Source organism: Pseudomonas sp. CFBP13528 (genome assembly GCF_005233615.1).
Taxonomy (GTDB): domain Bacteria; phylum Pseudomonadota; class Gammaproteobacteria; order Pseudomonadales; family Pseudomonadaceae; genus Aquipseudomonas; species Aquipseudomonas fluorescens_AM.
This window is the reverse complement of the sequence record NZ_QGAJ01000024.1, coordinates 21860-46226: the sequence shown is the minus strand read 5'-3', so window position 1 is coordinate 46226 and position 24367 is coordinate 21860. Positions and strand designations below refer to the sequence as shown.

21 protein-coding genes and 1 pseudogene are annotated in these 24367 nt (G+C 60.3%); 13 read left to right on the top strand and 9 right to left on the bottom strand.

Features of this window, described 5'->3' with window-relative positions; all coding sequences use genetic code 11:
* Positions 1-61 precede the first annotated feature (61 nt).
* The gene (locus tag PspCFBP13528_RS26190) at positions 62-1759 is read left to right on the top strand and encodes a M24 family metallopeptidase (RefSeq protein WP_137201825.1); all 1698 of its coding nucleotides are present in this window, start codon (positions 62-64) and stop codon (positions 1757-1759) included.
* Here the strand turns inward: PspCFBP13528_RS26190 and PspCFBP13528_RS26185 are convergent.
* The 5 genes from PspCFBP13528_RS26185 to PspCFBP13528_RS26165 are packed head-to-tail and all read right to left on the bottom strand — an operon-like array spanning position 1719 to position 7124.
* Positions 1719-2936, bottom strand: coding sequence for a phospholipase D-like domain-containing protein (locus tag PspCFBP13528_RS26185; protein WP_137201824.1), 1218 nt, complete (start codon positions 2934-2936; stop codon positions 1719-1721). The genes PspCFBP13528_RS26190 and PspCFBP13528_RS26185 overlap by 41 nt on opposite strands.
* Positions 2937-2991: 55 nt before the next feature.
* A complete protein-coding gene (locus PspCFBP13528_RS26180; protein WP_065949098.1) occupies positions 2992-3639 on the bottom strand; it encodes a MotA/TolQ/ExbB proton channel family protein in 648 nt (215 codons plus the stop codon).
* A 24-nt stretch (positions 3640-3663) separates the two neighbouring features.
* Entirely contained in the window at positions 3664-5949 is a 2286-nt protein-coding gene (locus tag PspCFBP13528_RS26175) for a TonB-dependent receptor (protein ID WP_137201823.1), read from the bottom strand.
* 24 nt (positions 5950-5973) lie between these two features.
* Positions 5974-6714 (bottom strand): energy transducer TonB, encoded by a 741-nt coding sequence (locus PspCFBP13528_RS26170; RefSeq protein WP_137201822.1) that lies wholly within the window; start codon positions 6712-6714, stop codon positions 5974-5976.
* A 2-nt stretch (positions 6715-6716) separates the two neighbouring features.
* Positions 6717-7124 carry a biopolymer transporter ExbD gene (locus PspCFBP13528_RS26165; RefSeq protein WP_137201821.1) on the bottom strand — a complete coding sequence of 136 codons (408 nt, stop codon included), beginning with the start codon at positions 7122-7124 and terminating at the stop codon, positions 6717-6719.
* A 188-nt stretch (positions 7125-7312) separates the two neighbouring features.
* Here PspCFBP13528_RS26165 and PspCFBP13528_RS26160 point away from each other — a divergent pair, with 188 nt between their 5' ends.
* Together PspCFBP13528_RS26160 and PspCFBP13528_RS26155 are read left to right on the top strand one after the other, a co-directional pair.
* Positions 7313-7867, top strand: a complete 555-nt coding sequence (locus PspCFBP13528_RS26160) for a GNAT family protein (RefSeq protein WP_137201820.1) — start codon at positions 7313-7315, stop codon at positions 7865-7867.
* Complete coding sequence (locus PspCFBP13528_RS26155; protein ID WP_065951142.1) at positions 7864-9438, top strand: alkaline phosphatase D family protein; 1575 nt, start codon at positions 7864-7866, stop codon at positions 9436-9438. The genes PspCFBP13528_RS26160 and PspCFBP13528_RS26155 overlap by 4 nt, the downstream gene beginning before the upstream one ends.
* A 57-nt stretch (positions 9439-9495) precedes the next feature.
* On the opposite strand, the gene PspCFBP13528_RS26150 is transcribed toward PspCFBP13528_RS26155, so the two are convergent.
* The gene (locus PspCFBP13528_RS26150) at positions 9496-10122 is read right to left on the bottom strand and encodes an alanyl-tRNA editing protein (protein WP_137201819.1); all 627 of its coding nucleotides are present in this window, start codon (positions 10120-10122) and stop codon (positions 9496-9498) included.
* 89 nt (positions 10123-10211) lie between these two features.
* On the opposite strand from PspCFBP13528_RS26150, the gene PspCFBP13528_RS26145 reads away from it, so the two are divergent.
* Entirely contained in the window at positions 10212-11144 is a 933-nt protein-coding gene (locus PspCFBP13528_RS26145) for a LysR family transcriptional regulator (protein WP_065951140.1), read from the top strand.
* 138 nt (positions 11145-11282) lie between these two features.
* Here the strand turns inward: PspCFBP13528_RS26145 and PspCFBP13528_RS26140 are convergent, their stop codons facing one another.
* Together PspCFBP13528_RS26140 and PspCFBP13528_RS26135 are read right to left on the bottom strand one after the other, a co-directional pair.
* Positions 11283-11690, bottom strand: a complete 408-nt coding sequence (locus PspCFBP13528_RS26140; RefSeq protein WP_065951139.1) for a PA2817 family protein — start codon at positions 11688-11690, stop codon at positions 11283-11285.
* A 75-nt stretch (positions 11691-11765) separates the two neighbouring features.
* The gene (locus tag PspCFBP13528_RS26135; RefSeq protein ID WP_101221124.1) at positions 11766-14213 is read right to left on the bottom strand and encodes an acyl-CoA dehydrogenase; all 2448 of its coding nucleotides are present in this window, start codon (positions 14211-14213) and stop codon (positions 11766-11768) included.
* A 112-nt stretch (positions 14214-14325) separates the two neighbouring features.
* Here PspCFBP13528_RS26135 and PspCFBP13528_RS28010 point away from each other — a divergent pair.
* The 4 genes and pseudogenes from PspCFBP13528_RS28010 to PspCFBP13528_RS26120 all read left to right on the top strand — a co-directional run.
* Positions 14326-14463: pseudogene (locus PspCFBP13528_RS28010) on the top strand (cysteine protease); the annotation flags it as partial.
* 108 nt (positions 14464-14571) lie between these two features.
* On the top strand, positions 14572-15189 hold the full coding sequence (locus PspCFBP13528_RS26130) for a glutathione S-transferase (protein WP_137201818.1): 618 nt from the start codon (positions 14572-14574) through the stop codon (positions 15187-15189).
* 135 nt (positions 15190-15324) lie between these two features.
* Positions 15325-16257 carry an ABC transporter ATP-binding protein gene (locus PspCFBP13528_RS26125; RefSeq protein WP_065951136.1) on the top strand — a complete coding sequence of 311 codons (933 nt, stop codon included), beginning with the start codon at positions 15325-15327 and terminating at the stop codon, positions 16255-16257.
* Complete coding sequence (locus tag PspCFBP13528_RS26120) at positions 16254-17033, top strand: ABC transporter permease (RefSeq protein WP_065888200.1); 780 nt, start codon at positions 16254-16256, stop codon at positions 17031-17033. Before PspCFBP13528_RS26125 ends, PspCFBP13528_RS26120 begins: the two co-directional genes overlap by 4 nt.
* 130 nt (positions 17034-17163) lie before the next feature.
* Here the strand turns inward: PspCFBP13528_RS26120 and PspCFBP13528_RS26115 are convergent, their stop codons facing one another.
* Positions 17164-17703 (bottom strand): TetR/AcrR family transcriptional regulator, encoded by a 540-nt coding sequence (locus PspCFBP13528_RS26115; protein WP_137201817.1) that lies wholly within the window; start codon positions 17701-17703, stop codon positions 17164-17166.
* A gap of 106 nt (positions 17704-17809) precedes the next feature.
* Between PspCFBP13528_RS26115 and PspCFBP13528_RS26110 the strand changes: the two genes are divergently transcribed.
* The 5 genes from PspCFBP13528_RS26110 to PspCFBP13528_RS26090 all read left to right on the top strand — a co-directional run bounded on the left by PspCFBP13528_RS26110 (position 17810) and on the right by PspCFBP13528_RS26090 (position 24367).
* Positions 17810-19009, top strand: a complete 1200-nt coding sequence (locus PspCFBP13528_RS26110; RefSeq protein WP_137201830.1) for an MFS transporter — start codon at positions 17810-17812, stop codon at positions 19007-19009.
* A gap of 77 nt (positions 19010-19086) precedes the next feature.
* Positions 19087-20235, top strand: coding sequence for a TDT family transporter (locus PspCFBP13528_RS26105; RefSeq protein ID WP_137201816.1), 1149 nt, complete (start codon positions 19087-19089; stop codon positions 20233-20235).
* A gap of 57 nt (positions 20236-20292) precedes the next feature.
* Positions 20293-22167 carry an MFS transporter gene (locus PspCFBP13528_RS26100; RefSeq protein WP_101221122.1) on the top strand — a complete coding sequence of 625 codons (1875 nt, stop codon included), beginning with the start codon at positions 20293-20295 and terminating at the stop codon, positions 22165-22167.
* 255 nt (positions 22168-22422) lie between these two features.
* On the top strand, positions 22423-23169 hold the full coding sequence (locus PspCFBP13528_RS26095) for a 3-oxoacyl-ACP synthase (RefSeq protein WP_137201815.1): 747 nt from the start codon (positions 22423-22425) through the stop codon (positions 23167-23169).
* Positions 23170-23200: 31 nt separating this feature from the next.
* On the top strand, positions 23201-24367 hold the full coding sequence (locus PspCFBP13528_RS26090; RefSeq protein WP_161594773.1) for a 3-oxoacyl-[acyl-carrier-protein] synthase III C-terminal domain-containing protein: 1167 nt from the start codon (positions 23201-23203) through the stop codon (positions 24365-24367).

Sequence of the window (24367 nt, the reverse complement as noted above, 5' to 3'; positions counted from 1 at the left end):
GTTCTAATGGGCCTAGTCTAGCGTAACAATCAGGCTTCACTCACTCTCGGGTCCTCAGCCTATGCGGTATGTCATCGAACTGTCCCCTTCGGGCAAAACCTTTGAGGCCGGCGACGAGCTGTTGCTTGACGCCATGCTCGCCAGCGACCTGGCCGTGCCGTTCTCCTGCCGCCGTGGTGCATGCGGCTCGTGCAAGGTGGTGGTCGCCGAAGGCGAATATCGAGCCAGACGCCTGGCCCCGGACGCGCCTGCACCTTGTTACCCCCTGGCCGCCAACGAAATGTTGCTGTGCCAGAGTCATGCCTGCACCGATATGCGTCTGGAAATCCCCGGTTGGTCGCTGGACACCCCCGCGCTGGTGTTTGACGCGCGCGTACTCAGCAAGCAGGCAATCGGCCCCGATGTTATCGAGTTGGTGTTGTTGCCGGACGCACCTGTAGCGGTGCGGGCAGGGCAGTACCTCAAGTTCCGCCTGGAACACGGGGATATGCGCAGTTTCTCGATTGCCAACCTGCCTGCCGAGGACGGTGGACGCCTGGTTTTCCAGATTCGTCGGGTAAGCGGCGGGTACTTTTCCGAAGGCATTCTGGATGGCCTGGCCCCGGGAGACCGCCTGCAACTGGAAGGTCCGTTTGGTGCCTGTACCTGGCAGGACGATGACGCCGCCGCCGTGGTCCTGTTCGCCACGGGCACCGGCTATGCCGGCATCAAGCCGATCCTGCTGACCGCGCTCAAACGTAATCGCGAGGTGACGTTGTATTGGGGCGGCGCGCACTCGGCGGACTTCTACGACAGCGCCTTCCTGGATCAAGCAGCGCTCGAACACCCACGGTTTCGCTGGCATCCCGTGCGCTCATCCGAGGGCAGGGTGCAGGAAGTTGCATTGAGTCATGGTCATCGCTGGGAGGTGGCCCAGGTCTATGCCTGCGGGAGCGGCGCCATGCTCAGCCAGGTGCGAACCCAGTGCCTGGAGGCGGGTTTGCCGGGGCATCGGTTCGTCGCGGAGGCGTTTGTCGCCAGTGGTCGGTCAAGCGCTGAAACGGCACCGCCGGCGTTCGACCCGATCTGGGAAAAAGTCGGCCCGCGTTATTCCCTGGACGGCATGCTGGCGGCGCGAGAGAAATCCATACGCGCCCTGGCAGCCATCGCCAGCCGCTTGAAAGTCGGCATGACCACCGGCCAGGCGTTGGAAATGGCCGCCGGGCAACTGCAGGCCATGGGCGCTTCGCACACCTGGCATCCCACCTATATCCGTTTCGGCGCCGACACGGTACGCCCACCCCGCGAAGGTATCGACCGCCAACGCAGGCTGCGCCCCAGCGATATCGTGGTGGTGGACCTTGGCCCGGTGTGGGACGGCTACGAAGGCGACTACGGCGACACGTTTGTCTTCGGCGACTCGCCCCTGCACCTGGCCTGTACCACCGCACTGCACCAGGTGTTCGATGAAACCCGCCAGGCCTGGCTGCGCGGTCTGACCGGACGCGAACTCTACGACTTCGCCGAACAGAGCGCCTTGGCCAAGGGCTGGCGGCTGGCACGCAATCTGGCGGGGCATCGCCTGGCGGATTTTCCCCATGCGTTGTTCGAGAGCAAACAGTTGGCCGAGCTGGAAATCCCACCGAGTGAAATGGCCTGGGTGCTGGAGATCCAGCTGTGCCATCCCACTGAGCCGGTCGGTGGGTTCTTCGAGGACATGCTGATGTTGCCCACCTCGGTCACTGCACGCCAGGATGCGGAGCGGGGTAATGGGCATTGATGTCCAAGGGCTGAGCGTAGGGCCCGTCCCACAATTGCTCATGCAACTGCCCTACGCGCCTGGCCATCGCCTCACTGCGCATCACCACCTCCAGATTGCGCGAATTATCCAGGTAGCCGCCCAACCAGTTGCTGGTGCCGACCCACGCCACTTGCCCGTCGATCTCCATCGTCTTGCTGTGGATCACCCGTGCATAGGGAATGAATCCTTGCTTGGCTTGGGGCAGCGTGACGATCTTGATCTGTATGTTGGGCAGCACCGCCAGGCTCTTGAGGTAGGGCAGTTCCAGCGGATCGGTGTTCCAATTGGACACCATCAGCTTGATCGACACACCACGCGCAGCGGCGGCGCGCACCGCATTGTCGATTACCGCGTAGTACGGGCGGGTCCGATCCGGGCCGTAGGACAGCGGCGCATAGTCAAGCAATTGCACGCGCACCTCGTGCTTCGCTTCGCCCAGCAGGCGCGGCAGTTCCCGCTGTGAATCCCCCACGCCCGGCGGGTTGTAGCGTTGCGGGCTGGCCACCAGATAGTTGCCGGTACGCGCAGGCTCCTGATCGGCGGTCGGCAGTGGCACCGGTTGTTTTTCGCTGAGGGCCTGTTGGGCCTGCCAGTCCTGGTCGAAGATCGCCTGGACCTGCCCGACCACGCGTGCATCGCTGATACGCAGCCCGGTTTCGTGGATATGTTCCAGGGAGCGCCAGTCGAAATTCTGGCTGCCGATAAACGCCTGGCTGGTGTCCACCACCATGTATTTGGCGTGGATGATCCCGCCGCTCAACTGCCCGAAGGGCAGCACGCGCAAGGTCAGGTTGGGAATGGCGCGCAAGCGCTCCAGGGTGGCCGCATCCGATAACTTGATACCTTTTTCTTCGAGCAGGAAGCGGATCTTTACCCCGCGTTTACCGGCGGCTTCCAGGTGTTCGATGACCGTGCCCATCACCGAGCCGGGATGATCGGCCGCGTAGAACTGGCCGATATCGATGCGGTTTTTTGCGCCGTCGAACAGCTCTATCCACACCGGGCCCGGCTGGCGCAGATCGGCAGTGCCCAATGGGGTGTCCACGGGCACGGTGTGTACCAGTTCAAACCCTGCAATTGAAAAGTCCGCCATGGCCAGCGGACTGAGGAGCCAGCAGGCGAGGCCTGCGACACGCAACTTCATCGAAAGGGACATAAGCGTCTCATCGCGCAAAAAGAACAGGCGGGCCATGACGCGCCCGCCGTGCAGGTCAGGCCGTGCGGCTGTGCAGTGGCGTGGGCACGCGCAGCGGCACTTCATCGTGGGCGCGGGCCCCGCTGGAGGCGCGGATCAGCAGGATCTTGAGCTGGTCGTTGATGCGCTCCAGGCTGTCCTGGAAGAAGTTATGGAACACCACACAGAACAGCGCGATGGCGATCCCCAGCCCGGTGGCGAACAAGGCCGTGCCGATGCCACCGGAAATCTGCCCTGGGTCCGATACGCCTGCCGTTGCCAGGGCCTTGAAGGTGTCGATGATGCCCAGGATGGTCCCCAGCAGGCCGAGCAGCGGGGCCGCCGTGGTGATGGTCTCGATGATCCAAAGGCTACGGGCCAGCGGCGCGCGGGTCTTGAGGTACTGGGTGTCGATTTCGTCGTCGAGGTCCTTGCGCGACCCGTGGGATGCCTTCTGGGCCAATACCGGCAGGATCATGTTCAGCGGCAGGCTGTCGCGACGGGTCAGGTGTTCCGGCAGGTCGCGTTCGCTGTGCACGTGAGTATCCAGGGCCTCGATCAGGGTGCGGGCCTGACGGCGCACGTAAGCGAAGTAGATACCGCGCTCGATGGCGATGAAAATCGCGATGGCCATCGCGGCATACATCACATAGAAGGTGATGTCGTGGAGCAGGTTCATATCCATGCTTGCGTTCCTCTTGGGTCAGTCTTAGAAATTCGCTTCCAGCGAAACCGTGACGGTGCGGTCCAGGCCGACGATGTACGCCGGGTCGCCATCGCGAAAACCGCTGTAGCTGGCGGCGTTGGTCTTGGTGGTGTAGACGCCGTCCAGGTATTTCTTGTCGAACAGGTTGTCGACGTTCAGGCGCAGGGTGGCGTCCTTCACGACCTTTTTGTCGACCGGCAGATAGATACCGGCGCCGAGGTTGAACACCGTGCGCGCGGAGATGCCTTCGTCGTTGGTCAGGTCGCCGTAGAGCTTGCTGGTGTACTTGCCGCCGAAGGTGCCGTAGAAGCGCCCGTCGTCGTAACCGATGTTGGCCGCCAGCATGTTCTTCGGCACGTTGGCGAACTGCTTGCCGCTGGTGGGCAGCAGGATGGCCTGGCCTGCGTTGTAGACGGTCATGTCGTCCTGCTGCTCGGCCTTGGTGTAGGTGTAGGAGGTGTAGTAGTTGAAATGGTGGGGCAGCAGGCCGCTCCACTCCAGTTCCAGGCCTTTGTTGGTGACGGCGCCGACGTTGATATCGGCGGAATCGCCATTGATGTCCTTGGACGAGACCTGGCGATTCTTGAAGTCCATGTAGAACAAGGTTGCGGCCAGGGTCATGTCGCCGCCGCTGTAGCGCCAGCCCAGTTCGTGGTTCCAGCTGGTTTCCGGCTCGAGGTCGATGGAGCCGGCGCCTTTGTCATAGAGCGCGTAGTTCTGCGGCACACGCATGTTGCGCGACAGGCTGTAGAACAACTGGTCGCGCTCGTCCAGCTGGTATTTGAGGCCGGCGTTGGGCAGCAGTTTGTTGTAGGTCTGGTTACGTTTTTCCGGTTGTTCGTTGAGACTGCCGTGGTTGGTGCCGTCACGCTCGACGTTCATGTAGGCCAGGCCAGCGATGAAGGTCCAGTCCGAGTTGATGTACCACGTGTCCTGGGCCCAGACTTTTTGCGCCGGGGTCACGGTGAAGCGGTCGCGCCCCTGGACTTGGTTGCCGTTGGCGTCGACGATGGCGCTGTTCGAATCCGGCCAGGTGTCGACCGGCTTGCCATTGCTCTTGAGCGGGATGAACGGCTGGGTCTGGCTCTGGCGTGCGCGCTCGTACCAGTAACCCAATTGCAGGCTGTGGTCGCCCAGGTCCCAGGTCAGTTTGGTGGTGATCCCCGGACGCCAGGTTTGCGTGCGCGAAGGACGGTAGTACACGCCGCTGTTCGGGGTGCCGTCGGCGTTGTACTGGGCAGCGGTTGGCAGATTGCCAAGGTCGAATACACCGCCCTGGTTGGAGCCACGGTTGAGCGCATAACTCGATGAGCCGACGCCGCTGCCATTGCCCCAGAAGTAATACGGGATCACCGACAAGGCCAGGTTGTCGGCCAGTTTGAACTGGGTATTGAGCACCGCGGTGAAGGTCTGGAACGGGTTCTGCGCCAGGGCGTAGTAGCTGTTGTACTTGCCGTTGCTGCCCACCGTCGGCGTTGCCGGGTAGGGGTCGTAATGGCGGCCGTTTTGCTGGAACTGCGCTTTGGTCAACTGGCTGTAGCTGTTGTTGTCCTGCTCGTGGTACTTGAGGATCAGGTTGGCGGTGTTGCCGTTGCCGGCGTCGAAGAAGCTGTTCCATTCCACCTTGTCCGCGCGCACCGCACCCGAACCACGCCACATATCGCCCTCGGTATGGGATGCCGACAGCCAGTTGCTCAGGCCGTTGACTTCGCCGGTATTGAGTCGCGCGAAGGTCTTGCGCGTGGCGTTGCTGCCGACGATCTGTTTGACGAAGGCGCCGGTCTCTTTGGTCGGGCGAATGGTGACGATGCCGATGTTGCCGCCGCTGGAACCGATGTGCGGGCCGTCGGACTCCGAGGCGCCCTGGGTGACGAAGATCTGGTCGATGTTTTCCGGGTCGCCCAGCAGGTTGGAGTACAGCGCATAATTGCCCGAATCGTTGATCGGCATGCCGTCCACCGACATGCCGACCTGGTCGGAGTTCATGCCGCGCATGGTGAAGCGAAAGCCCGACAGGCCGGTGTTGTCCTCACTGGAAATGTTCAAGCCCGGCGTGTACTTGAGCTTGTCGATGGCGTTGCCCGTCGCCGTCTGTTTGTCCAGCGCCTCCTTGGTCACGGTGGAACGGCCCTTGATGCTTTCTTCGGGCACCATGTAACCACCCCCGGCGCTGGCCTTGCCTTGGACCCCAATGGTGCCGACGTCACTGTCGCTGGTGTCTGCCATGACCATTGCCTGGGTCATGCTGGTCGCGGCAACGAGTGCCAGATGAATGCGGGTGAACTTCATCACTGTCGTCCTGGTGGCGGGTGCTTATTGCACGCTGTAGTTGAAGGTGGCGGTGAAGCGCTGCTCATTGCGGCCCCCGAACGCCTGCTCGGGGAACGGTTTGACTTGCTTGATGCGACGCAAACTGTTGGTGGCGGCCCGGTTGAGCAACATGCTCGAGGCCTGGGTCTGCAGGCCGGAGTCCAGTACCCGGCCCTGGCGGTCCACCAGCAGCCACACCACCACTTCGCCACTCGGGCGTTCGAGGGAGGCCTGGCGTCCGGTGGGGTACTGCTTGTAGGTGTCCAGCTCGTTGCGCAAGCCCTTGAGGTAACCGCCTTCCAGGGCCTGGCTGTCGACCTTCGGCGGCGCGGGCGGGGCGGGTGTCGGGGCCGCCTGCGCAACCGGCGCGGGCGCAGGTTTTGCGGCTGCCGGCGTCGGCGTGGGTGTGGGTGTGGGCTTGGCGGCCACGGGCGCAGGCTTGGGCACAGGTCTGGGCTTGGGCTTGGGTTCGGGTTTTGGCACCGGTTTCGGCGGTGGTGGCGGTGGGGCGGGCTCGGCTTGCTCTTCCTCGATCAACGGAGGTGGCGGTGGCGGCTCCTGTTCGACCACGGGCTGCGGGACTGCTTGCGGCTCCGGCTCGACCAACGCCAGCTCGACCGCCGACTCGTCGTACACCGGCTCGACCTTCAAGGTCTGGGACTGGATACCCAGTGCAATCAGCACCAGCGCGACCAAGGCCGGGACACTGCCCAGCCACTGACGTACACGAAACAGCAGGTACATGATCAGGACTTACGCGTGGCAATGGACACGGAGGTGAAGCCACCCAGGCGCAGGGTGTCCATCACTTCCACCAGGCGCGAAACCTCCACGCCTTTGTCGCTGTTGACGATGATCGTCGACTTGGTATCGGGCTTTTCTGCCGCCTTCAGCGCCGGTACCAGCGCGTCGACCGAGAGGTCCTTGCCGTCCAGTTGCAACTGGCCTTCCAGGCCCAGGGTGAGGATGAATTTGTTCTGCGGTTTGAGCTGCTGTGAACTGCTGGCGCTGGGCAACTGAGTCTTCATGCCCTGGGCCGGAATCACGTTCAGGCTCACCAGTACGAAAAACACCAGGAGGAACATCATCACGTCGATCATCGGGATCAGTTCGATGTGCGCCTTGCGCTTCTTGGGTTCATCCCAGGTTCTCATTCCGTTACCCCTTATTGAATTAGGGGCAACACGCTAGCAAGCAAAAATGACCGAATGGTTAACTTTAATTGACGGTTTGAAGCCTCTAGGACGCGTCTTTCAGAAAACTTGCCAGTCAGTTTTGGACGTAATGAAACTGACACTCAGGGCATACATGCTTGAGAGATTTATTGTGAGAGCCGGCGCCCATGCCCACTGCATTGCCTCAATTATTGACCCCGCGACTGCTGTTACGCGCACTGGAAATGCATCAGGCCCAGGTGCTTTTCACGCTCGCCAACGGGCCAGGAATCGCCGACAACACGGCGAACATTCCGTCGCCCTACACCTTGGAAAGTGCACAGGGTTTCATTGCAGGGATCGCCGACGAATATCGTGCCGCTGGGCTGCTGAACCTGGGGATGCATGTGAGCGGCACCGACGAATTGATCGGCATGGTCAGCCTGCGTATGAATGCTCGGCATCGATATGGCCACTTGGGGTACTGGGTTGCGGCACATGCGCGCAATCAGGGCTATGCGGCGGAAGCGGCGAGCGCGGTGATGGACTTCGGGTTTACCAGGTTCGGATTGCAGCGGGTGGGTAGCCAGTGTTTTAGCCGTAACAAAGAATCGGCACGCGTTATGGAAAAGATCGGTCTGCGCTATGAAGGCTGCATGCGCCAGTCGTTTCTAAAGAACGGCGTGTATGAGGACTTGCTCGGGTTTGCCACCGTGCGTGATGACTGGGAGCGCTGCCTGTGAACGGCGATGTAGACCGCGCTCGGCGCCGGGTACTCGGCGGGCTGGCGGTTGCTACGGTGTTTTCCATCCTCAGCCCGTTTGCGCGCAGTGCCGGGGTGGATTATCCGTTCACCCTGGGCGTTGCGTCCGGTGACCCATTGCCTGATGGCTTTGTGATATGGACGCGCCTGGCGCCGTTGTTCAATGCCGAGGACGGACGCGGTGGATTACAGCGTACGGTGGCGGTGCGTTGGCGGGTGGCCAGCGATGCGGCGATGACACGCATTGTGCAACAGGGCGAGGTGATGGCGACCGGGCGCTTTGCCCATTCGGTCCATGTCGAGGTGGCGGGGCTGGCGGCGGGCCGGCCGTACTGGTATCAGTTCGAGGGCCTTGGCGCGCAGAGCCCGATTGGCCAAGCACGCACAACGCCTGCGCGGCATGAGATGGCGTCCGCCCGGCTCGGGTTCGTATCCTGTTCGCATTGGGAGCGCGGGTATTTCAGCGCCTACCGTCATCTCGCTGCCGAGCGGCCCGACCTGGTGTTTTTTCTCGGTGACTATATCTACGACAGCTCCTACGCAGCGGACTCCGGCAAAGTTTTTCGCGCCCACGGCAGCGGTAATGCGGTGAGCTTGAGCGACTACCGCAACCGCTACGCGCTGTACAAGACCGATCCCGATTTGCAGGCCTTGCACGCCGCCGCACCCAGCGTGGCGACCTGGGACGATCACGAAGTGCAGAACGACTATGCCAGCCGCTGGTCCCAGGACCCGAAAATCCCCGTGGCGCAGTTTCTCCAGCAACGGGCGGCGGCTTACCAGGCGTTCTACGAGCATATGCCGTTGCGTGCGAGCAGCGTGCCGAAGGGGCCGGACATGCGCATTTACCGGCGCTTGGACTATGGGCGGCTCGCGCGCTTCCATGTGCTCGACGGCCGCCAGTACCGTTCCGAGCAACCGTGCATCGCGGCCAATGGCAGCCATCAAGGGCATATTGTCACCACCCCCTGCAGCGACTTGCGTGACCCCGCCCGCACCTTGCTCGGGTGGCAGCAGGAAGCCTGGCTGGACCAGGGCTTTGCCCAGTCCCGGGCGCAATGGAACGTGATCGCCCAGGACTTGCTGGTAGCGCCGCTGCTGCAGCGTGACCTGACGCTCCATAAGGTCGGCCGCTGGACCGATGGCTGGGATGGCTATATGGCCAACCGCAAGCGAATGCTGGCGTCTATCCAGCGCAATCGCGTGAGTAACCCGGTGTTCTGGGGCGGGGATATCCACTCGTTCTGGACCACGGACCTGCACGCCGATGCCCATGACCCAGACTCATCAATCGTGGCGACCGAATTCGTCGGCTCGTCGGTGACCTCCGATGGCCCGCCCTATGAGGCCTTCACGAACATCCTGCCGCTCAATCCCCATGTGAAATTTTTTGACAGTCGCCAGCGTGGGTATGTGTCGGTGGAACTGGACGCGCAGAAGATGCTCACGCACTTTCGCGTGATCAGCGACCCACGCGACCCGGCGGCCACGGTCTCGACGTTGCAATCGTTTGTGGTGGAGCCGGGCAGGGCGGGGGCGCTGGCTGTGTAGCCTGGATTCAAATGGGGGAGGGGGCTTGCCCCCTCCCACATTTTGATCCTCGGTGTGTCAGTTGATTTCGTAGCGTACCGACAGTGCGCCCTTCTTTTCCGAGAGGGTCAGGATCGTCACCTGGCCCAGTTCACTCAGTGCTTGAACATGAGTGCCGCCACAGGCGTATGCCGGCAATTCACCGAAGCCCACTTCTCGGGTGCCTTCTTCCAGCGTCATGTGGCGTGGGTAATCTGCGGCTATCCATCCGTTGACCAGTTGTTGAAGGACCTGCGCATCCATGTCTTGCGCGGCTTCGCCACGGATAAAGGTGATCTTGCCTTCACCGGGCCAATGATGGGCCTTGATCGGCATCCAGCCCAGGCGTTCGCCGGCATTGCCAATCAGATGGCCCGCTGAGTGAAGGCGCGTGTGCAGCGCGCGGCGTTGTGCATCGACCCGCGCAGTGATGGGGCCGGGTTCCAGGGGGTGATTGACGTAATGCACCACATGCGCGGCTTCCTGCATGACACGCAGTACCTGGCTGTCGCCCAGCCATCCGGTGTCGAATGGTTGACCACCGCCTTGAGGATGGAAAATCGTCGACTGCAGGATCACGGCAAATTGCGCTTCGTGCGGCGTGCAGTTGAGCACTTCCAGTTCGGCTGTCAGGTGATCATGGGTGAAAAACAGGCGCTCGGTCATCGTCTACATCCGCATCCAGGTGATGCGGGCAGTATAAGTAGTGCGCTGATGGGTGATAATCCATTCAAATATCAATGGACCTGTGCGTCATGAGCATCAATCTTCCTTTGCCGCTGCTGGGTGAAATGGCGATTTTCGTCAGGGTGGTGGAAACCGGCAGTTTCTCCGAAGCGGCGCGGCAACTGAGCGTTTCACCGTCGGCGGTGAGCCGCAGTATTTCGCGCCTGGAACAGGCACTGGCGACCCGCCTGTTGCAACGCACCACGCGCAAGCTGCGCCTTAGCGAGGGTGGCGAAGAGGTGTTCAAGCGGTGCCGGGAAATGGTCAGCGCGGCGCGTTCGGTCATGGAGATCAGCGGGCAATTTACCCATGAAGCCGAGGGCCTGGTGCGGGTCAGCGTGCCCAAGGCGGTGGGGCGGTTTGTGGTGCACCCGCATATGCCGGCGTTTCTGCGGCGTTATCCCAAGGTGGATGTGCAACTGATCCTTGAGGATCGGCCTGTGGATCTGATCGACGACAATGTCGATCTGAGCATTCGTATCACCGACAGCCCACCGCCCGGTTTGATCGGGCGGCAATTATTGCCGATCGAACATTTGCTGTGCGCGACGCCGCAGTACCTGGCCGAGCATGGCGCGCCGAGCCATCCCCATGATCTGTTGGAGCACAGTTGCATTTATCTGGGTGAAACCCCAGGTGACTCTCGCTGGAAGTTTCGTCAGGGCGCCAAGGCGGTGACGGTCGGCGTGCGCGGGCGGTATGCGGCGAACCACACGGGCGTGCGGCTGGATGCGGTGTTGCAGCATGTGGGGATTGGCAGCTTGCCGTATTTCACGGCTCGGCACGCCTTGGAAGACGGGCGGTTGGTGCAGGTATTGCCGGCGTGGGATTTTATTGCGTCGTACCACGGCGAGGCGTGGTTGTTGCATTCGCCTACGCGGTACTTGCCGCCCAAGTTGCGCGTGTTTATTGATTACCTGGTGGAGTGCATGGCGAAGGAGCCGACACTGCGCAGCCGGTAGAAATGGGGTTAAACATGTGGGAGGGGGCTTGCCCCCGATGGCGATGGTTCAGTCAAAAATGCGCCTACTGGCACTCCCTCATCGGGGGCAAGCCCCCTCCCAAACAAGCCATACATTTGGATTTCGGTGTACTGATAATCAGTGCTTGCTCTGGTCATCCGGCATGGCCAGCAACTGCTTTTCCTGGTTCCAGTCGAACGGTTCGTCGTTCAGCTCGGCTTCATAGCGACGTTCTTCGAGGGCCTGGTACAGGTCCAGTTCGTCGTCGGGCATGAAATGCAGGCAATCGCCGCCAAAGAACCACAGCAGGTCGCGCGGTACCAGATGGGCAATCTGCGGGTAGCGCAGGATGACCTGGCTCATCAGGTCCTGGCCCAGGTATTGGCTTTCAATGGGATCGATCGGCAACAGGGCGCGCAGTTCGTCGAAACGTTCCAGAAACAGCGTATGGCTTTCCTCGGGTACCTGTTCGGCTTCGCCGACGGCAACCAGGATGCTACGCAGGTGGTCGAGCAAGACGAGATGATCGGCAACGACGTTGGACACGAGATAAGTCCTCTAAAGCAAAAACGGGCGCGAGAGTATATGCCTCTCGCGCCCGTTTTTATATGACCGCCGGTATCAGCGGACCTTACCCTCAGCCTGCACCAGCTCTTGCTTGCTGAAATCATCCACGTCAATCACCTTGCGCCGCGCCGCTTCGGCATCGCGCAGGGTTTGCGCTTCGGCCGGTTGCAGCACGCCGGCGTGGAGCGCGGCATCAATGGCGGACTCACCGGCAGTCGGTTTGACCTGCCCGCTCTTGAGCGCGGTGTGCAGTTTTTTCTGCAGGGGGTGGCTGGCGCCGAGCAGGTCATAGGCATGTTGCAATGCGCCCACCGGGTCTTGCGCCGATTGTGGGCGATAGCACCCAGCCAGCAGCTCTTCCAGGGTCGGGTCGCCCTTGGCGCGGCCGAGCACCGCGGCAACCTCAGCATCCAGAGCGTCGGATGGCCCGGTATGGCGACGCCCGAACGGGAACACGATCACGCGCAACAGGCAGCCCAGGATCTTGTTCGGGAAGTTGCTCAGCAGTTCATCCAGCGCGCGCTCGGACTCGCCAAGGCTTTCTTCCATGGCCCAGGCGAACAGCGGTTCCAGGTGATCCGGCGAATCCAGGTCGTGGTAACGCTTGAGCGCCGCCGATGCCAGGTACATATGGCTCAGCACATCACCCAGGCGCGCCGACAGCCGCTCACGGCGTTTCAGCTCGCCGCCCAGCAGCATCATGCTCAGGTCCGCGAGCAGGGCGAACGCGGCGGCCTGACGGTTCAGTGCACGGAAATAACCCTGGCTCAGACGGTTGCCCGGGGCCTTTTCAAAGTGACCAATGCCCAGGTTCAACACCAACGTACTGGCGGCGTTGCTCACGGCGAAGCCGATGTGTTGCATCAGCAGGCCATCGAACTCCTTCAATGCCTGATCACGGTCTTCACGACCGGCCAGGGCCATTTCCTTGAGCACGAACGGATGGCAGCGAATCGCACCCTGGCCGAAGATCATCAAGTTGCGCGAGAGGATATTCGCGCCTTCCACGGTGATGAAGATCGGCGCGCCTTGCCAGCTACGGCCCAGGTAGTTGTTCGGGCCCATGATGATGCCTTTGCCGCCGTGCACGTCCATGGCGTGGCTGATGCACTCGCGGCCGCGTTCGGTGAGGTGGTACTTGAGGATCGCCGACAGCACCGAAGGCTTCTCGCCCAGGTCCACGGCATTGGCGGTGAGCATGCGCGCGCTGTCCATCAGCCAGGCGTTGCCGCCGATGCGCGCCAGGGCTTCCTGGATGCCTTCGAAGGCCGACAGCGGCACGTTGAACTGTTCACGGACCTGCGCGTACTGGCCTGTCACCAGGCTGGTGAACTTGGCGGCGCCGGTACCCACCGCAGGCAGGGAAATCGAACGCCCCACGGACAGGCAGTTCATCAACATCATCCAGCCCTTGCCCAGCATCTCCTGGCCGCCGATGAGGAATTGCAGAGGAATGAAGACGTCCTTGCCCGAGTTGGGGCCATTCATGAACGCGGCGCCCAGGGGCAGGTGGCGGCGGCCGATTTCGACGCCGGGGGTGTCGGTAGGGATCAGCGCGAGACTGATGCCCAGGTCTTCCTCCTCGCCCAGCAGGTGGTCCGGGTCATGGGCCTTGAATGCCAGGCCGAGCAGGGTCGCGACCGGGCCGAGGGTGATGTAGCGCTTTTCCCAGTTCAGGCGCAAGCCGAGGGTTTCCTTGCCTTCCCATTCACCTTTGCAGATGACGCCGGTGTCGGGCATGGCGCCGGCATCGGAGCCGGCCAGCGGGCCGGTCAGGGCGAAACACGGGATATCGTCGCCACGCGCCAGGCGCGGCAGGTAATGGTTGCGTTGCTCGTCGGTGCCGTAGTGCAGCAGCAGCTCGGCAGGGCCCAGGGAGTTGGGCACCATCACGGTGGAGGCCAGGTCGCCGCTGCGGGTCGCCAGTTTCATCGCGACCTGGGAGTGCGCATAGGCGGAGAAGCCCTTGCCGCCGTACTCCTTGGGGATGATCAGCGCGAAGAAACCATGGGTCTTGATGTGCTCCCAGGCGGCGGGGGGCAGGTCCATGGCCTGGCCGATTTCCCAGTCGCTGACCATGGCGCAGAGCTCTTCGGTGGGGCCGTCGAGGAACGCCTGTTCTTCTTCAGTCAGTTGCACCTTGGGGTAGGCCAGCAATTTGTCCCAGTCGGGGCGCCCGCTGAACAGTTCGCCGTCCCACCATACGGTGCCGGCGTCGATGGCGTCGCGCTCGGTTTCGGACATGGGCGGCAGGACTTTCTGGAACCAGCTGAACAGCGGCTTGGTGAAATATTGGCGGCGCAGGTCGGGCAGCAACAGGGGCACGGCCACGATGGCGATCAACACCCAGAAAACCAGCAGCAGCCAACCCGGTGCATGGCTCCAGGCGCCCATCGCCAACAGGTAAACGGCGACCACACCCAAGGCGGGCAGGGGCGCGGTGCGGCGGTGTGCCAGGTAGGCAATGCCGACCACCAGAACCAGTATCCACAACAACAGCATATTCAATCCTCCGTGAAACCAGGGCGAAACCACCAGGGAGCTTAGACGGCGTCCGGCCAAGCGGGGTGATCAGGGTGTTACAAGTTGTACTGGGGATAGCCATCAGTGCGCTATGTACCTGAGTCCCAGCCGCTTCATCGATAGTGACCGCCCTGTGGTGGTGGAGTTCGCCCAGAAACGTCGCGGAACCCATGGGGATTTATATGACCATGCAGTCAGTATTCACCACGCTGCGTGTAAGGCTGTGCGTTGCGCTGACTCAATGCCAGGCGTCATGCACAGTGATTTGAGCCACGTGTGAACCGGCGTATGCTGCGGCGTTCATCAAGCCCATGTTCAACAACGATAAGGCGCGGTCATGCTGAAAATCTGGGGTCGTAAAAATTCATCAAACGTCAGGAAAGCACTGTGGTGCGCCGAGGAGCTCGGCCTGGACTATGAGGCAATTGATGCGGGCGGGGCGTTTGGTGTGGTCGACACCCCGCAGTACCGGGCCTTGAACCCCAATGGCCGGGTGCCGATGATCGAAGATGGCGACTTTGTACTGTGGGAATCCAACACCATCGTGCGCTACCTGTGCGCCAAGCATGCGTCGGATTTTTACCCCCGTGACCTGCAAATCCGGGCCAGCGCCGAGAAGTGGATGGACTGGACCACGTCGACGCTCGCCGATCCGTTCAAAGCGGTGTTCTGGGGCATCCTGCGTACACCCCCCGAAAAGCGCAACTGGGACAGTATCAATGCCGGGCGCCAAGCCTGCATCGATGCACTCAGCACCGTCGAACAGGCCCTGGGCGCGCAACCGTACCTCTCCGGGAAGGCGTTCGGCATGGGCGATATCCCCCTGGGCTGCTTTATCTACGCCTGGTTCGAGATGCCTATCGAACGCCCGGCAATGCCCAACCTGGAGGCCTGGTACCAGCGCCTGCAACAACGTCCGGCCTACCGCAGGGCAGTGATGACCGCGTTGACCTGATACACACTATTAATACAGGTGACTGTACTTGTGTGGCGCGGGCACGCACCATGCTCGCACCCCATCGCAGGTTGAACTACCTGCGGTGCGCCCTCATCTATTGTTTCTATTCTTTTCTTTGGTGCGTAATCCGATATGAGTTCCGCTCTGTCCATCCGGCAGCTAACCAAAACCTACGGCAACGGTTTCCAGGCCCTGAGTGGTATCGATCTGGACGTTGCCGAAGGTGACTTCTTCGCGCTGCTCGGCCCCAACGGTGCCGGCAAATCCACCACCATCGGTATCCTCTCGACCCTGGTCAACAAGACCAGCGGCACGGTGAATATCTTCGGTCATGACCTGGACAAATCCCCGGCGGCGCTCAAGCGCTCGATCGGCGTAGTGCCCCAGGAATTCAATTTCAACCAGTTTGAAAAGACCTTCGACATCGTCGTGACGCAGGCCGGCTACTACGGCATCCCGATGAAAATCGCCAAGGAGCGCGCCGAACAGTACCTGACCCAACTGGGCCTGTGGGACAAGCGTGACGTGCCTTCGCGCTCGTTGTCCGGTGGCATGAAGCGGCGTCTGATGATCGCCCGCGCGCTGGTGCATGAACCGCGTCTGCTGATCCTCGACGAACCCACCGCAGGCGTGGACATCGAGTTGCGTCGGTCGATGTGGACCTTTCTCACTGAGCTGAACGAGAAGGGCATCACCATCATCCTCACCACGCACTACCTCGAGGAAGCCGAACAGCTGTGCCGCAACATCGGCATCATCGACCACGGCACCATTGTCGAGAACACCAGCATGCGCAACCTGCTGGGCCAGTTGCATGTGGAAACTTTCCTGCTCGACCTGAAGAACAATCTGTCGGCGCCGCCGCAACTGTTGGGCTACCCGAGCCGTCTGGTGGACAGCCACACGCTGGAAGTCCAGGTGGACAAAGCCATGGGTATCACCGCGCTGTTCAGCCAACTGGCGACCCAGAACATCGAGGTATCGAGCCTGCGTAACAAAACCAATCGCCTTGAGGAGTTGTTCGTGTCCCTGGTGGAGAAAAATCTGGCGAAGGTGGCGGTATGAGTTCTGAACTGCAACCCAACCTCGTCGCGCTGCAGACCATCGTCTACCGCGAGGTGAAGCGCTTTACCCGAATCTGGCCGCAGACCTTGCTGCCCCCGGCGATCACCATGGTGCTGTACTTCGTGATCTTCGGTAACCTGATCGGTCGGCAAATCGGTGACATGGGTGGTTTCACCTACATGGAGTACATCGTGCCGGGCCTGATCATGATGTCGGTGATCACCAACTCCTACGGCAACGTGGTGTCGAGCTTCTTTGGCAGCAAGTTCCAGCGCTCCATTGAAGAGCTGATGGTTTCACCGGTGTCGCCGCACACGATCCTGATCGGCTATACCTTGGGCGGCGTGCTGCGTGGCCTGATGGTGGGCGTGATCGTGACCTTGCTGTCGTTGTTCTTCACCCATCTGCAAGTGCATCACCTGGGCGTCACCATTCTGGTGGTAGTGCTGACGGCGACGATCTTTTCGCTGCTGGGCTTCATCAATGCCGTGTTTGCGCGCAACTTCGATGATATTTCGATCATCCCGACGTTCGTACTCACGCCGCTGACCTACCTGGGCGGGGTGTTCTACTCCATCACGTTGCTGCCGCCGTTCTGGCAGACCGTGTCCCTGGCCAACCCGGTGCTGCACATGGTCAACGCCTTCCGCTACGGCATCCTGGGGGTGTCGGATATCAAGATCAGCGTGGCGATCACCTTCATGATCGTTGCCACCATCGTCTTGTACGTCGGATGCGCGCGGTTGCTGGTCAGCGGGCGTGGGATGCGTACGTAATACTGGTTAAACGCGGTTAAAAATGTGGGAGGGGGCTTGCCCCCGATAGTGGTGTGTCAGCCAGCTCATCTGCAGCTGACACACCGTCATCGGGGGCAAGCCCCCTCCCACATTTGTTTTGTGCAAGGCTTTAGTTTGTCAGTGCCAGGTCGATCAGGGCATGCAGCTCTTCGATGCTCAGGGGCTCTGTCGAGAACAGAATTCGGAATACCGTGGGTGCCGCGAGCAGGTTGATCAGGCGATCCACGCTGGGGGCTGCCTGCTCCGGGTAACGATCGACAATGACCTGTAGCTGCCCGCTCAAGATACTCACGCAATACCCCGGCGTCAGGCTGCATTGCACGTCGCGCATCATGTTGCGCCCGGGCTCCGAACTCATTTCGTCCAGGTATTGCTCAGCCCAGGCCAGCAGGTCGCCGCGCAGGCTGCCGGTAGTGGCCGGCTCGGTGTCCGGGCGCATGCGTGCCAGGGCTACATCGGCCAGCACTGCGGAAAGGTCGCCCCAGCGCCGGTATATGGTCGAGGGGGTGACGCCCGCGCGTGTCGCAATCATCGGTACGGTGATGGTGGCGCGTTCATGGGCCTGCAGCAGTTCGCGGACGGCCGAATGCACCGATTCTTGTACCCGGGCACTACGGCCCCCCGGGCGAAGGCCTTCTTTGATCGCCATGGATAAAACCTTAACACAAAGAATTTGCTTTAAGCGTCGACGGGTAGCACACTTCACAAAAGCAAAATATTAGCTTTAGCGGAGCGTGCCTATGTCCAGCAAGCCTATGCCCAACAACCTGTCTCAACGTTCCAGCCTGACATTCCTGGCCATCACCGTACTGACCTTTCTCGCCGCATCCAGCGCGCCGACGCCCTTGTATCAGGTGTATCAGGACAACCTGCATTTCTCCGCGGCGATGCTGACGCTGATCTTTGCCGTGTATGCCGTGAGCCTGCTGGCGGCGCTGCTGACGGTGGGCTCGCTGTCGGATTACGTCGGGCGCAAGCCGGTGATTTTCGTCGCGTTGATCCTGAATATCGTGGCGATGCTGTTATTTATCAACGCCGATAGCACCGCGTACCTGATCGCCGCGCGCGCGCTGCAGGGCTTCGCCACCGGGACGGCGACGGCAGTCTTGGGTGCGACGTTGCTTGACACCGACCGCCTGCGCGGGCCGATGCTCAACAGTCTCGCGCCGATGCTGGGGATGGCCAGTGGCGGCCTGGGCAGCGGTTTGCTGGTGGAATACGCACCGTGGCCGACCCAACTGATCTACTTCGCCCTGCTCGGATTGATGGTGCTTCAGGCGTTGTATGTCTGGCGCTTGCCGGAAACCGTCAGCCGCATTCCGGGGGCCTTGAAGTCCCTGGCGCCGACTCTGCATGTACCGAAGCAGGCACGCCGTGCCCTGGCCTTGGCAATGCCGCTGAATGTGGCGGTATGGGCGCTGGGAGGGTTCTTTTCATCCCTGGCGCCCTCGTTGGTGCGGGCCGCGACGGGGTCGACGTCGCACCTGATTGGCGGTGGCCTGGTGGCGGTGATCACCCTCAGTGGTGCGGTGATGATCTACAGCCTGCGCGAGCACCCTGCGGACAAGGTCATGCGGCTGTCGGCGGTACTGCTGGCGACCGGCGTGGCACTGTTGCTGGTGGCTGTGCAAAGTGCCAGCCTGTGGCTGTTCTTTGCTGCCAGTGTGGTTGCCGGCCTGGGTTTCGGCGGCGGGTTCATGGGCAGTGTGCGCAGCATCGTAGGGTTGGCGCTGCCTCACGAGCGAGCGGGGTTGATGTCGGCGTTCTATGTACTGAGTTACCTGGCGTTCTGCCTGCCGGCGCTGTTGGCCGGTAACCTGAGTCGCGAATTCGGTCTGATTGCGACCACGGATGCGTACGGCGCGCTGATTATTCTGCTCGCCGTGGGTGCCTTGGCCGGACTGTCATGGCAGCGCACGCCAGTGCTGAACATCTGTAAAACAGATAACTGTTAGAGATATTACCCGTTATATAGATATTCGATACGCTTCTATGATGGCTGCAACCTCATGCGAGGAAGAGGATTGCCATCATGACCTGCTCGACTACCACCAGCTATAAACCCTTCAGCCACCTGACCCGTCCCCGGGAAGTGATTCGCCAGTTCACCCCGAACTGGTTTGCCGCGACCATGGGCACCGGCGTGCTGGCGCTGGCCCTGGCGCAACTGCCGGTCAATCTGCCCGGCTTGCATGCGGTTGCCGAAGGCCTGTGGATGTTCACCATCGGCTTGTTCGTCTTGTTCAGCGTCCTGTATGCCGCGCGTTGGGTGATGTTTTTCCACGAGGCGCGCCGGATTTTCGGGCATTCGACGGTCTCGATGTTTTTCGGCACCATCCCCATGGGCTTGGCCACTCTTCTCAATGGTTTGCTGCTGTTCGGACTGCCGCGTTGGGGCAGCGATGTGATTCCCCTGGCCGAAGCCCTGTGGTGGCTGGACGTGGTCATGGCGTTGGCCTGTGGTGTGTTGATTCCGTTCATGATGTTCACCCGCCAGGAACACAGCATCGACCAGATGACTGCGGTGTGGCTGCTCCCGGTGGTGGCCGCCGAAGTCGCCGCCGCCAGCGGTGGCCTGCTGGCGCCGCACCTGGCGGATGCCCATGGGCAACTGGTGATGCTGGTGACCAGTTACGTACTCTGGGCGTTCTCCCTGCCGGTCGCCTTCAGCATCCTGACCATCCTGATGCTGCGCATGGCCCTGCACAAACTGCCCCACGCCAATATGGCGGCGTCGAGCTGGCTGGCGCTGGGCCCCATCGGCACCGGTGCCCTGGGCATGTTGCTGCTGGGCGGCGATGCGCCCGCGATCTTCGCCGCCAATGGCCTGCCGGGTGTCGGCGAAATGGCCAACGGGCTTGGTCTGGTGGCAGGCATCACCCTGTGGGGCTTCGGCTTGTGGTGGATGTTGATGGCGGTGTTGATCACCCTGCGTTACCTGCGCGCCGGTATTCCGTTCAACCTGGGCTGGTGGGGCTTTACCTTTCCGCTGGGGGTTTACGCGCTGGCCACGCTCAAGCTAGCAGGCCTGCTGCACCTGGGGTTCTTCAGCGTATTGGGCAGTGTGCTGGTGGTGGCTCTGGCGCTGATGTGGCTGATCGTGGCCAAGCGCACGGTGAAGGGCGCCTACAAAGGCGAGCTTTTTGTTTCGCCGTGCATTGCGGGGTTAGCGAATAAGTAAGCAGGATTAGGTAAAGTCGTGGCCTGATCAATAACAGGCCACGCAGGAACACGGACGATGAGCCATCCCTCACAATTCACCTTGCTGCGCACACGGCGTTTCCTGCCGTTTTTCATCACCCAGCTGTTGGGCGCTTTCAACGATAACATCTTCAAGCAATCGCTGATTCTGGCGATTCTCTACAAGCTCACCATCGAGGGCGACCGTTCCATCTGGGTCAACCTGTGCGCCTTGCTGTTCATCCTGCCGTTCTTCCTGTTCTCGGCGCTGGCCGGGCAGTTTGGCGAGAAATTCAACAAGGACGCGTTGATCCGCGCGATCAAGCTCGGTGAAATCGTGATCATGGCCGTGGGCGCCACCGGTTTTCTATTCAACCACCTGGCGTTGATGCTGTTGGCACTGTTCGCCATGGGCACCCATTCGGCGCTGTTCGGCCCGGTGAAATATTCGATCATGCCCCAGGCTCTGCATGACGATGAGCTGGTCGGCGGCAACGGTCTGGTGGAAATGGGCACGTTCCTGGCGATTCTTGCCGGCACCCTCGGCGCGGGCATCATGATGTCGTCCACCCATTACGCGCCGGTAGTGGCCGTGGCGATTGTCGGCGTGGCGGTGTTGGGGTACCTGGCCAGCCGCAGCATTCCACGGGCGGCGGCTTCCACCCCGCAATTGCGCCTGGACTGGAATATCTTCACCCAGTCCTGGGCCACGTTGCGCATGGGCCTGGGACAGACCCCGGCGGTGTCGCGGTCCATTGTCGGCAATTCCTGGTTCTGGTTCGTCGGCGCGATCTACCTGACGCAGATTCCGGCCTACGCCAAGGAATGGTTGTATGGCGACGAAACCGTCGTCACCCTGATCCTCACCGTGTTCTCGGTGGGGATCGCCCTGGGCTCGATGCTCTGCGAAAAGCTCTCGGGCCGTAAGGTGGAAATCGGCCTGGTGCCGTTCGGCTCGTTCGGCCTGACGGTGTTCGGCCTGCTGCTCTGGTGGCATTCCGGCGGCTTCCCCCAGAATGTCCAGGCCAACGACTGGCTGGCAGTGCTCGGCTACGGGCAAGCCTGGTGGGTGTTGTTCGATATCCTCGGCCTGGGCGTGTTCGGCGGCTTTTACATCGTGCCGCTGTACGCACTGATTCAGTCGCGCACCGCCGAAAACGAGCGCGCGCGCGTGATCGCGGCCAACAACATTCTCAATGCACTGTTCATGGTGGTGTCGGCCATCGTGTCGATCCTGCTGCTGAGCGTGGCCAGGCTGTCGATCCCCGAGTTGTTCCTGGTGGTGTCGCTGCTCAACATCGCGGTCAATACCTACATCTTCAAGATCGTGCCCGAGTTCACCATGCGCTTCATGATCTGGCTGCTCAGCCATTCCATGTACCGCGTCGAGCACCGCAACCTGGAGCGGATTCCGGATGAAGGCGCGGCCTTGCTCGTTTGCAATCATGTGTCGTTTGTCGATGCGTTGCTGATTGGTGGCGCAGTGCGTCGGCCGATTCGTTTCGTCATGTACTACAAGATCTACCGCTTGCCGGTGCTCAACTTTATCTTCCGCACCGCCGGGGCGATTCCGATTGCCGGGCGTCACGAAGACATCCAGATCTACGAAAAGGCCTTCACGCGGATTGCCGAATACCTGAAGGACGGCGAGCTGGTGTGCATCTTTCCGGAAGGCAAGTTGACCGGCGATGGTCAGATGAATGAGTTTCGCGGTGGCGTGACGCGGATTCTGGAAGAGACACCGGTACCGGTGATTCCGCTGGCGTTGCAGGGGTTGTGGGGGAGCTTTTTCAGTCGTGATCCACAAAAAGGCGTGTTTCGGCGGTTTTGGTCGCGCGTGACATTGGTCGCCGGTCAACCGGTCACTGTGCCCGTTGCGACGCCTTCACAACTGTATGAATTGGTCAATGAACTACGGGGAGCCGTACGCTAGCTTGACCTATGCTGCGATGGCTGCGCCGGCCAATGCCGGTACAGCCACATGGACCAGGTCTGAATGCGGCTTATCTTTTTTGCCTGTAAGACGCAACGTCAACTCAAAAGATAATTTGGACTGTTTGAGATTTTCCCTACATTTAACTTCTGTAAGCACCTCTAGCATTACAAAAACACGTCAGTTGGAACAAACAGCGCTCGACTGTTTAGAAGCGGCTGTGCAGGCGTGTGTTAATAATGGCAAAGGTGTGAAATGCAACTTCCAGAAATCAAGCACAGCGTCTCTATTGATGAGTTGTACGAGCAGTCACCCGTGGGTGCCAATTTGTCGAAAGTGGATAATCTGGCGGCGAGATGGCTAGGGTTGTCTTTAGCCGTGACATGGTACGAATTCGAAAAGAAACTGAATGCCACCCCCATCGTTCGATCCATCAATGAGCGCACTATTACTCTTGTTGAGTATAGAGATTTTCTCATCAATATGTGCTATCACGACGGTCCGCGCTGGATGCTCCGTGCGGCGTCAAATATGGACGAGGGGCATGAAGTCATTCGCAATGCACTCATCGCACACGTGAGTCGCGAGCACCAGGATTTCCATCTGCTTGAGCGAGACTACGTCGCCGTGGGCGGCGATCTAAAGAACATCACTCAGTACCCGCGCAATATCGGTTATGAAGCATTGTCCGCTTATGTATTCCAGCAAACCAGTGCGCCAAATCCCCTTCCTGCATTCGGTGTGACCTTCATTATTGAAGGTGTGGGGAGAAAGCTGACCGGTCGATGGGCGCAAAATCTGAAACAGGCGCTAGCGCTCACGGATCAGCAAATGAGTAATTTGATCTATCACTCATGCAACGATGCAGGCCACTACGAGGGTTTCATCAAAATGATTGCCTCGCCTTACATTACGCCATCAGTCGCGTTTCAAATTGCACGTGTAGCACAAGTGGCGAGCCGCCTCTATGTCTTGCAATTCGAAGAGATGGGCAGTTTCTAAGTGTTATCGGTGCAGGGTGGAGGAGAGTGCTTTGAATTGTGAAAAACGCGCCGCCTATATTACGTCCCTTGGCGCCTTTCTGCCTAATGATCCCGTTCACAACGACGATATTGAAAAACACCTTGGCTTAGTTAATGGCAACCCCAGTCGTTATAAGGACTTAATATTAAATGCCAATGGGATAGTCCAGCGCTATTATGCGTTTGATCGCCAAGGTCAGCAAACACACCTGAATGAGCAGCTTGCTGCAAATGCCGTTCAGGATGCTTTGCGCAAAGGGGGGCTGTCTATCGATCAGATCGAGATGCTTGCTACTGCGACGACCTGTCCCGATCTGATTGTCCCGGGATTTGCCTCGATGGTACATGGCCGCCTGGGCGGCGGACCCATGGACATTCTTTCGGCAGGGGGCGTATGCGTCTCCAGCATGGCCGCTCTTAAAAGTGTGAATAATTCGATTTTGGCAAACGAGCATGATATTGCGGTGGCGGTAGGTTCTGAACTGGCATCCGTCGCTTTACAAGGAAGCCGTTTCGAAAAAGAAAGTCAGATCAGTGCTCCGCGCGGTCAGGAAGCGTCATACCAATATTTCAACGCTGACTTTTTACGGTGGATGTTATCAGACGGTGCTGGCGCAGCGGTTGTCCAAAGCGCGCCGCGTGAAAGAAGTATCTCGTTGAAGATCGAATGGATAACGTTGAATTCCTACGCGCATAAATACCCTGCGTGCATGTACTTGGGAAGTACGAAGACGAAGAACCTGCAGGCTGGCGATACGTACCAATCCTACAAGACTATTTCCCAGGCCGAAGAAGCGGGATTGATGCTGCTTCGCCAGGATACCGACTTACTGGCCAAGGGCTTGTCCGGGTCGGTATTGGTAGAGACTGAAAAATTAATGGCGCGGGGCATGATCAAGCCCGACGAGATCGATCACTTTCTCCCGCATATCAGCTCGTATTTCTTTTTTGAAGAGCTGGTCAAAGCCTATTTGGATATTGGCTTTACGGTGCCCACGCAAAAGTGGTTTACCAATCTGGCAAGCAAGGGAAATGTCGGCTCCGCCAGTATTTATCTCATGTTGGAGGAGGCACTCGGCAACGGCATGTTCAAAGCTGGTGACAAAGTGTTGTGCATGGTGCCTGAGTCGGGTCGGTTTTCGATTGCCTACGCTTTGTTGACGTGTGTGGAAGGCTGA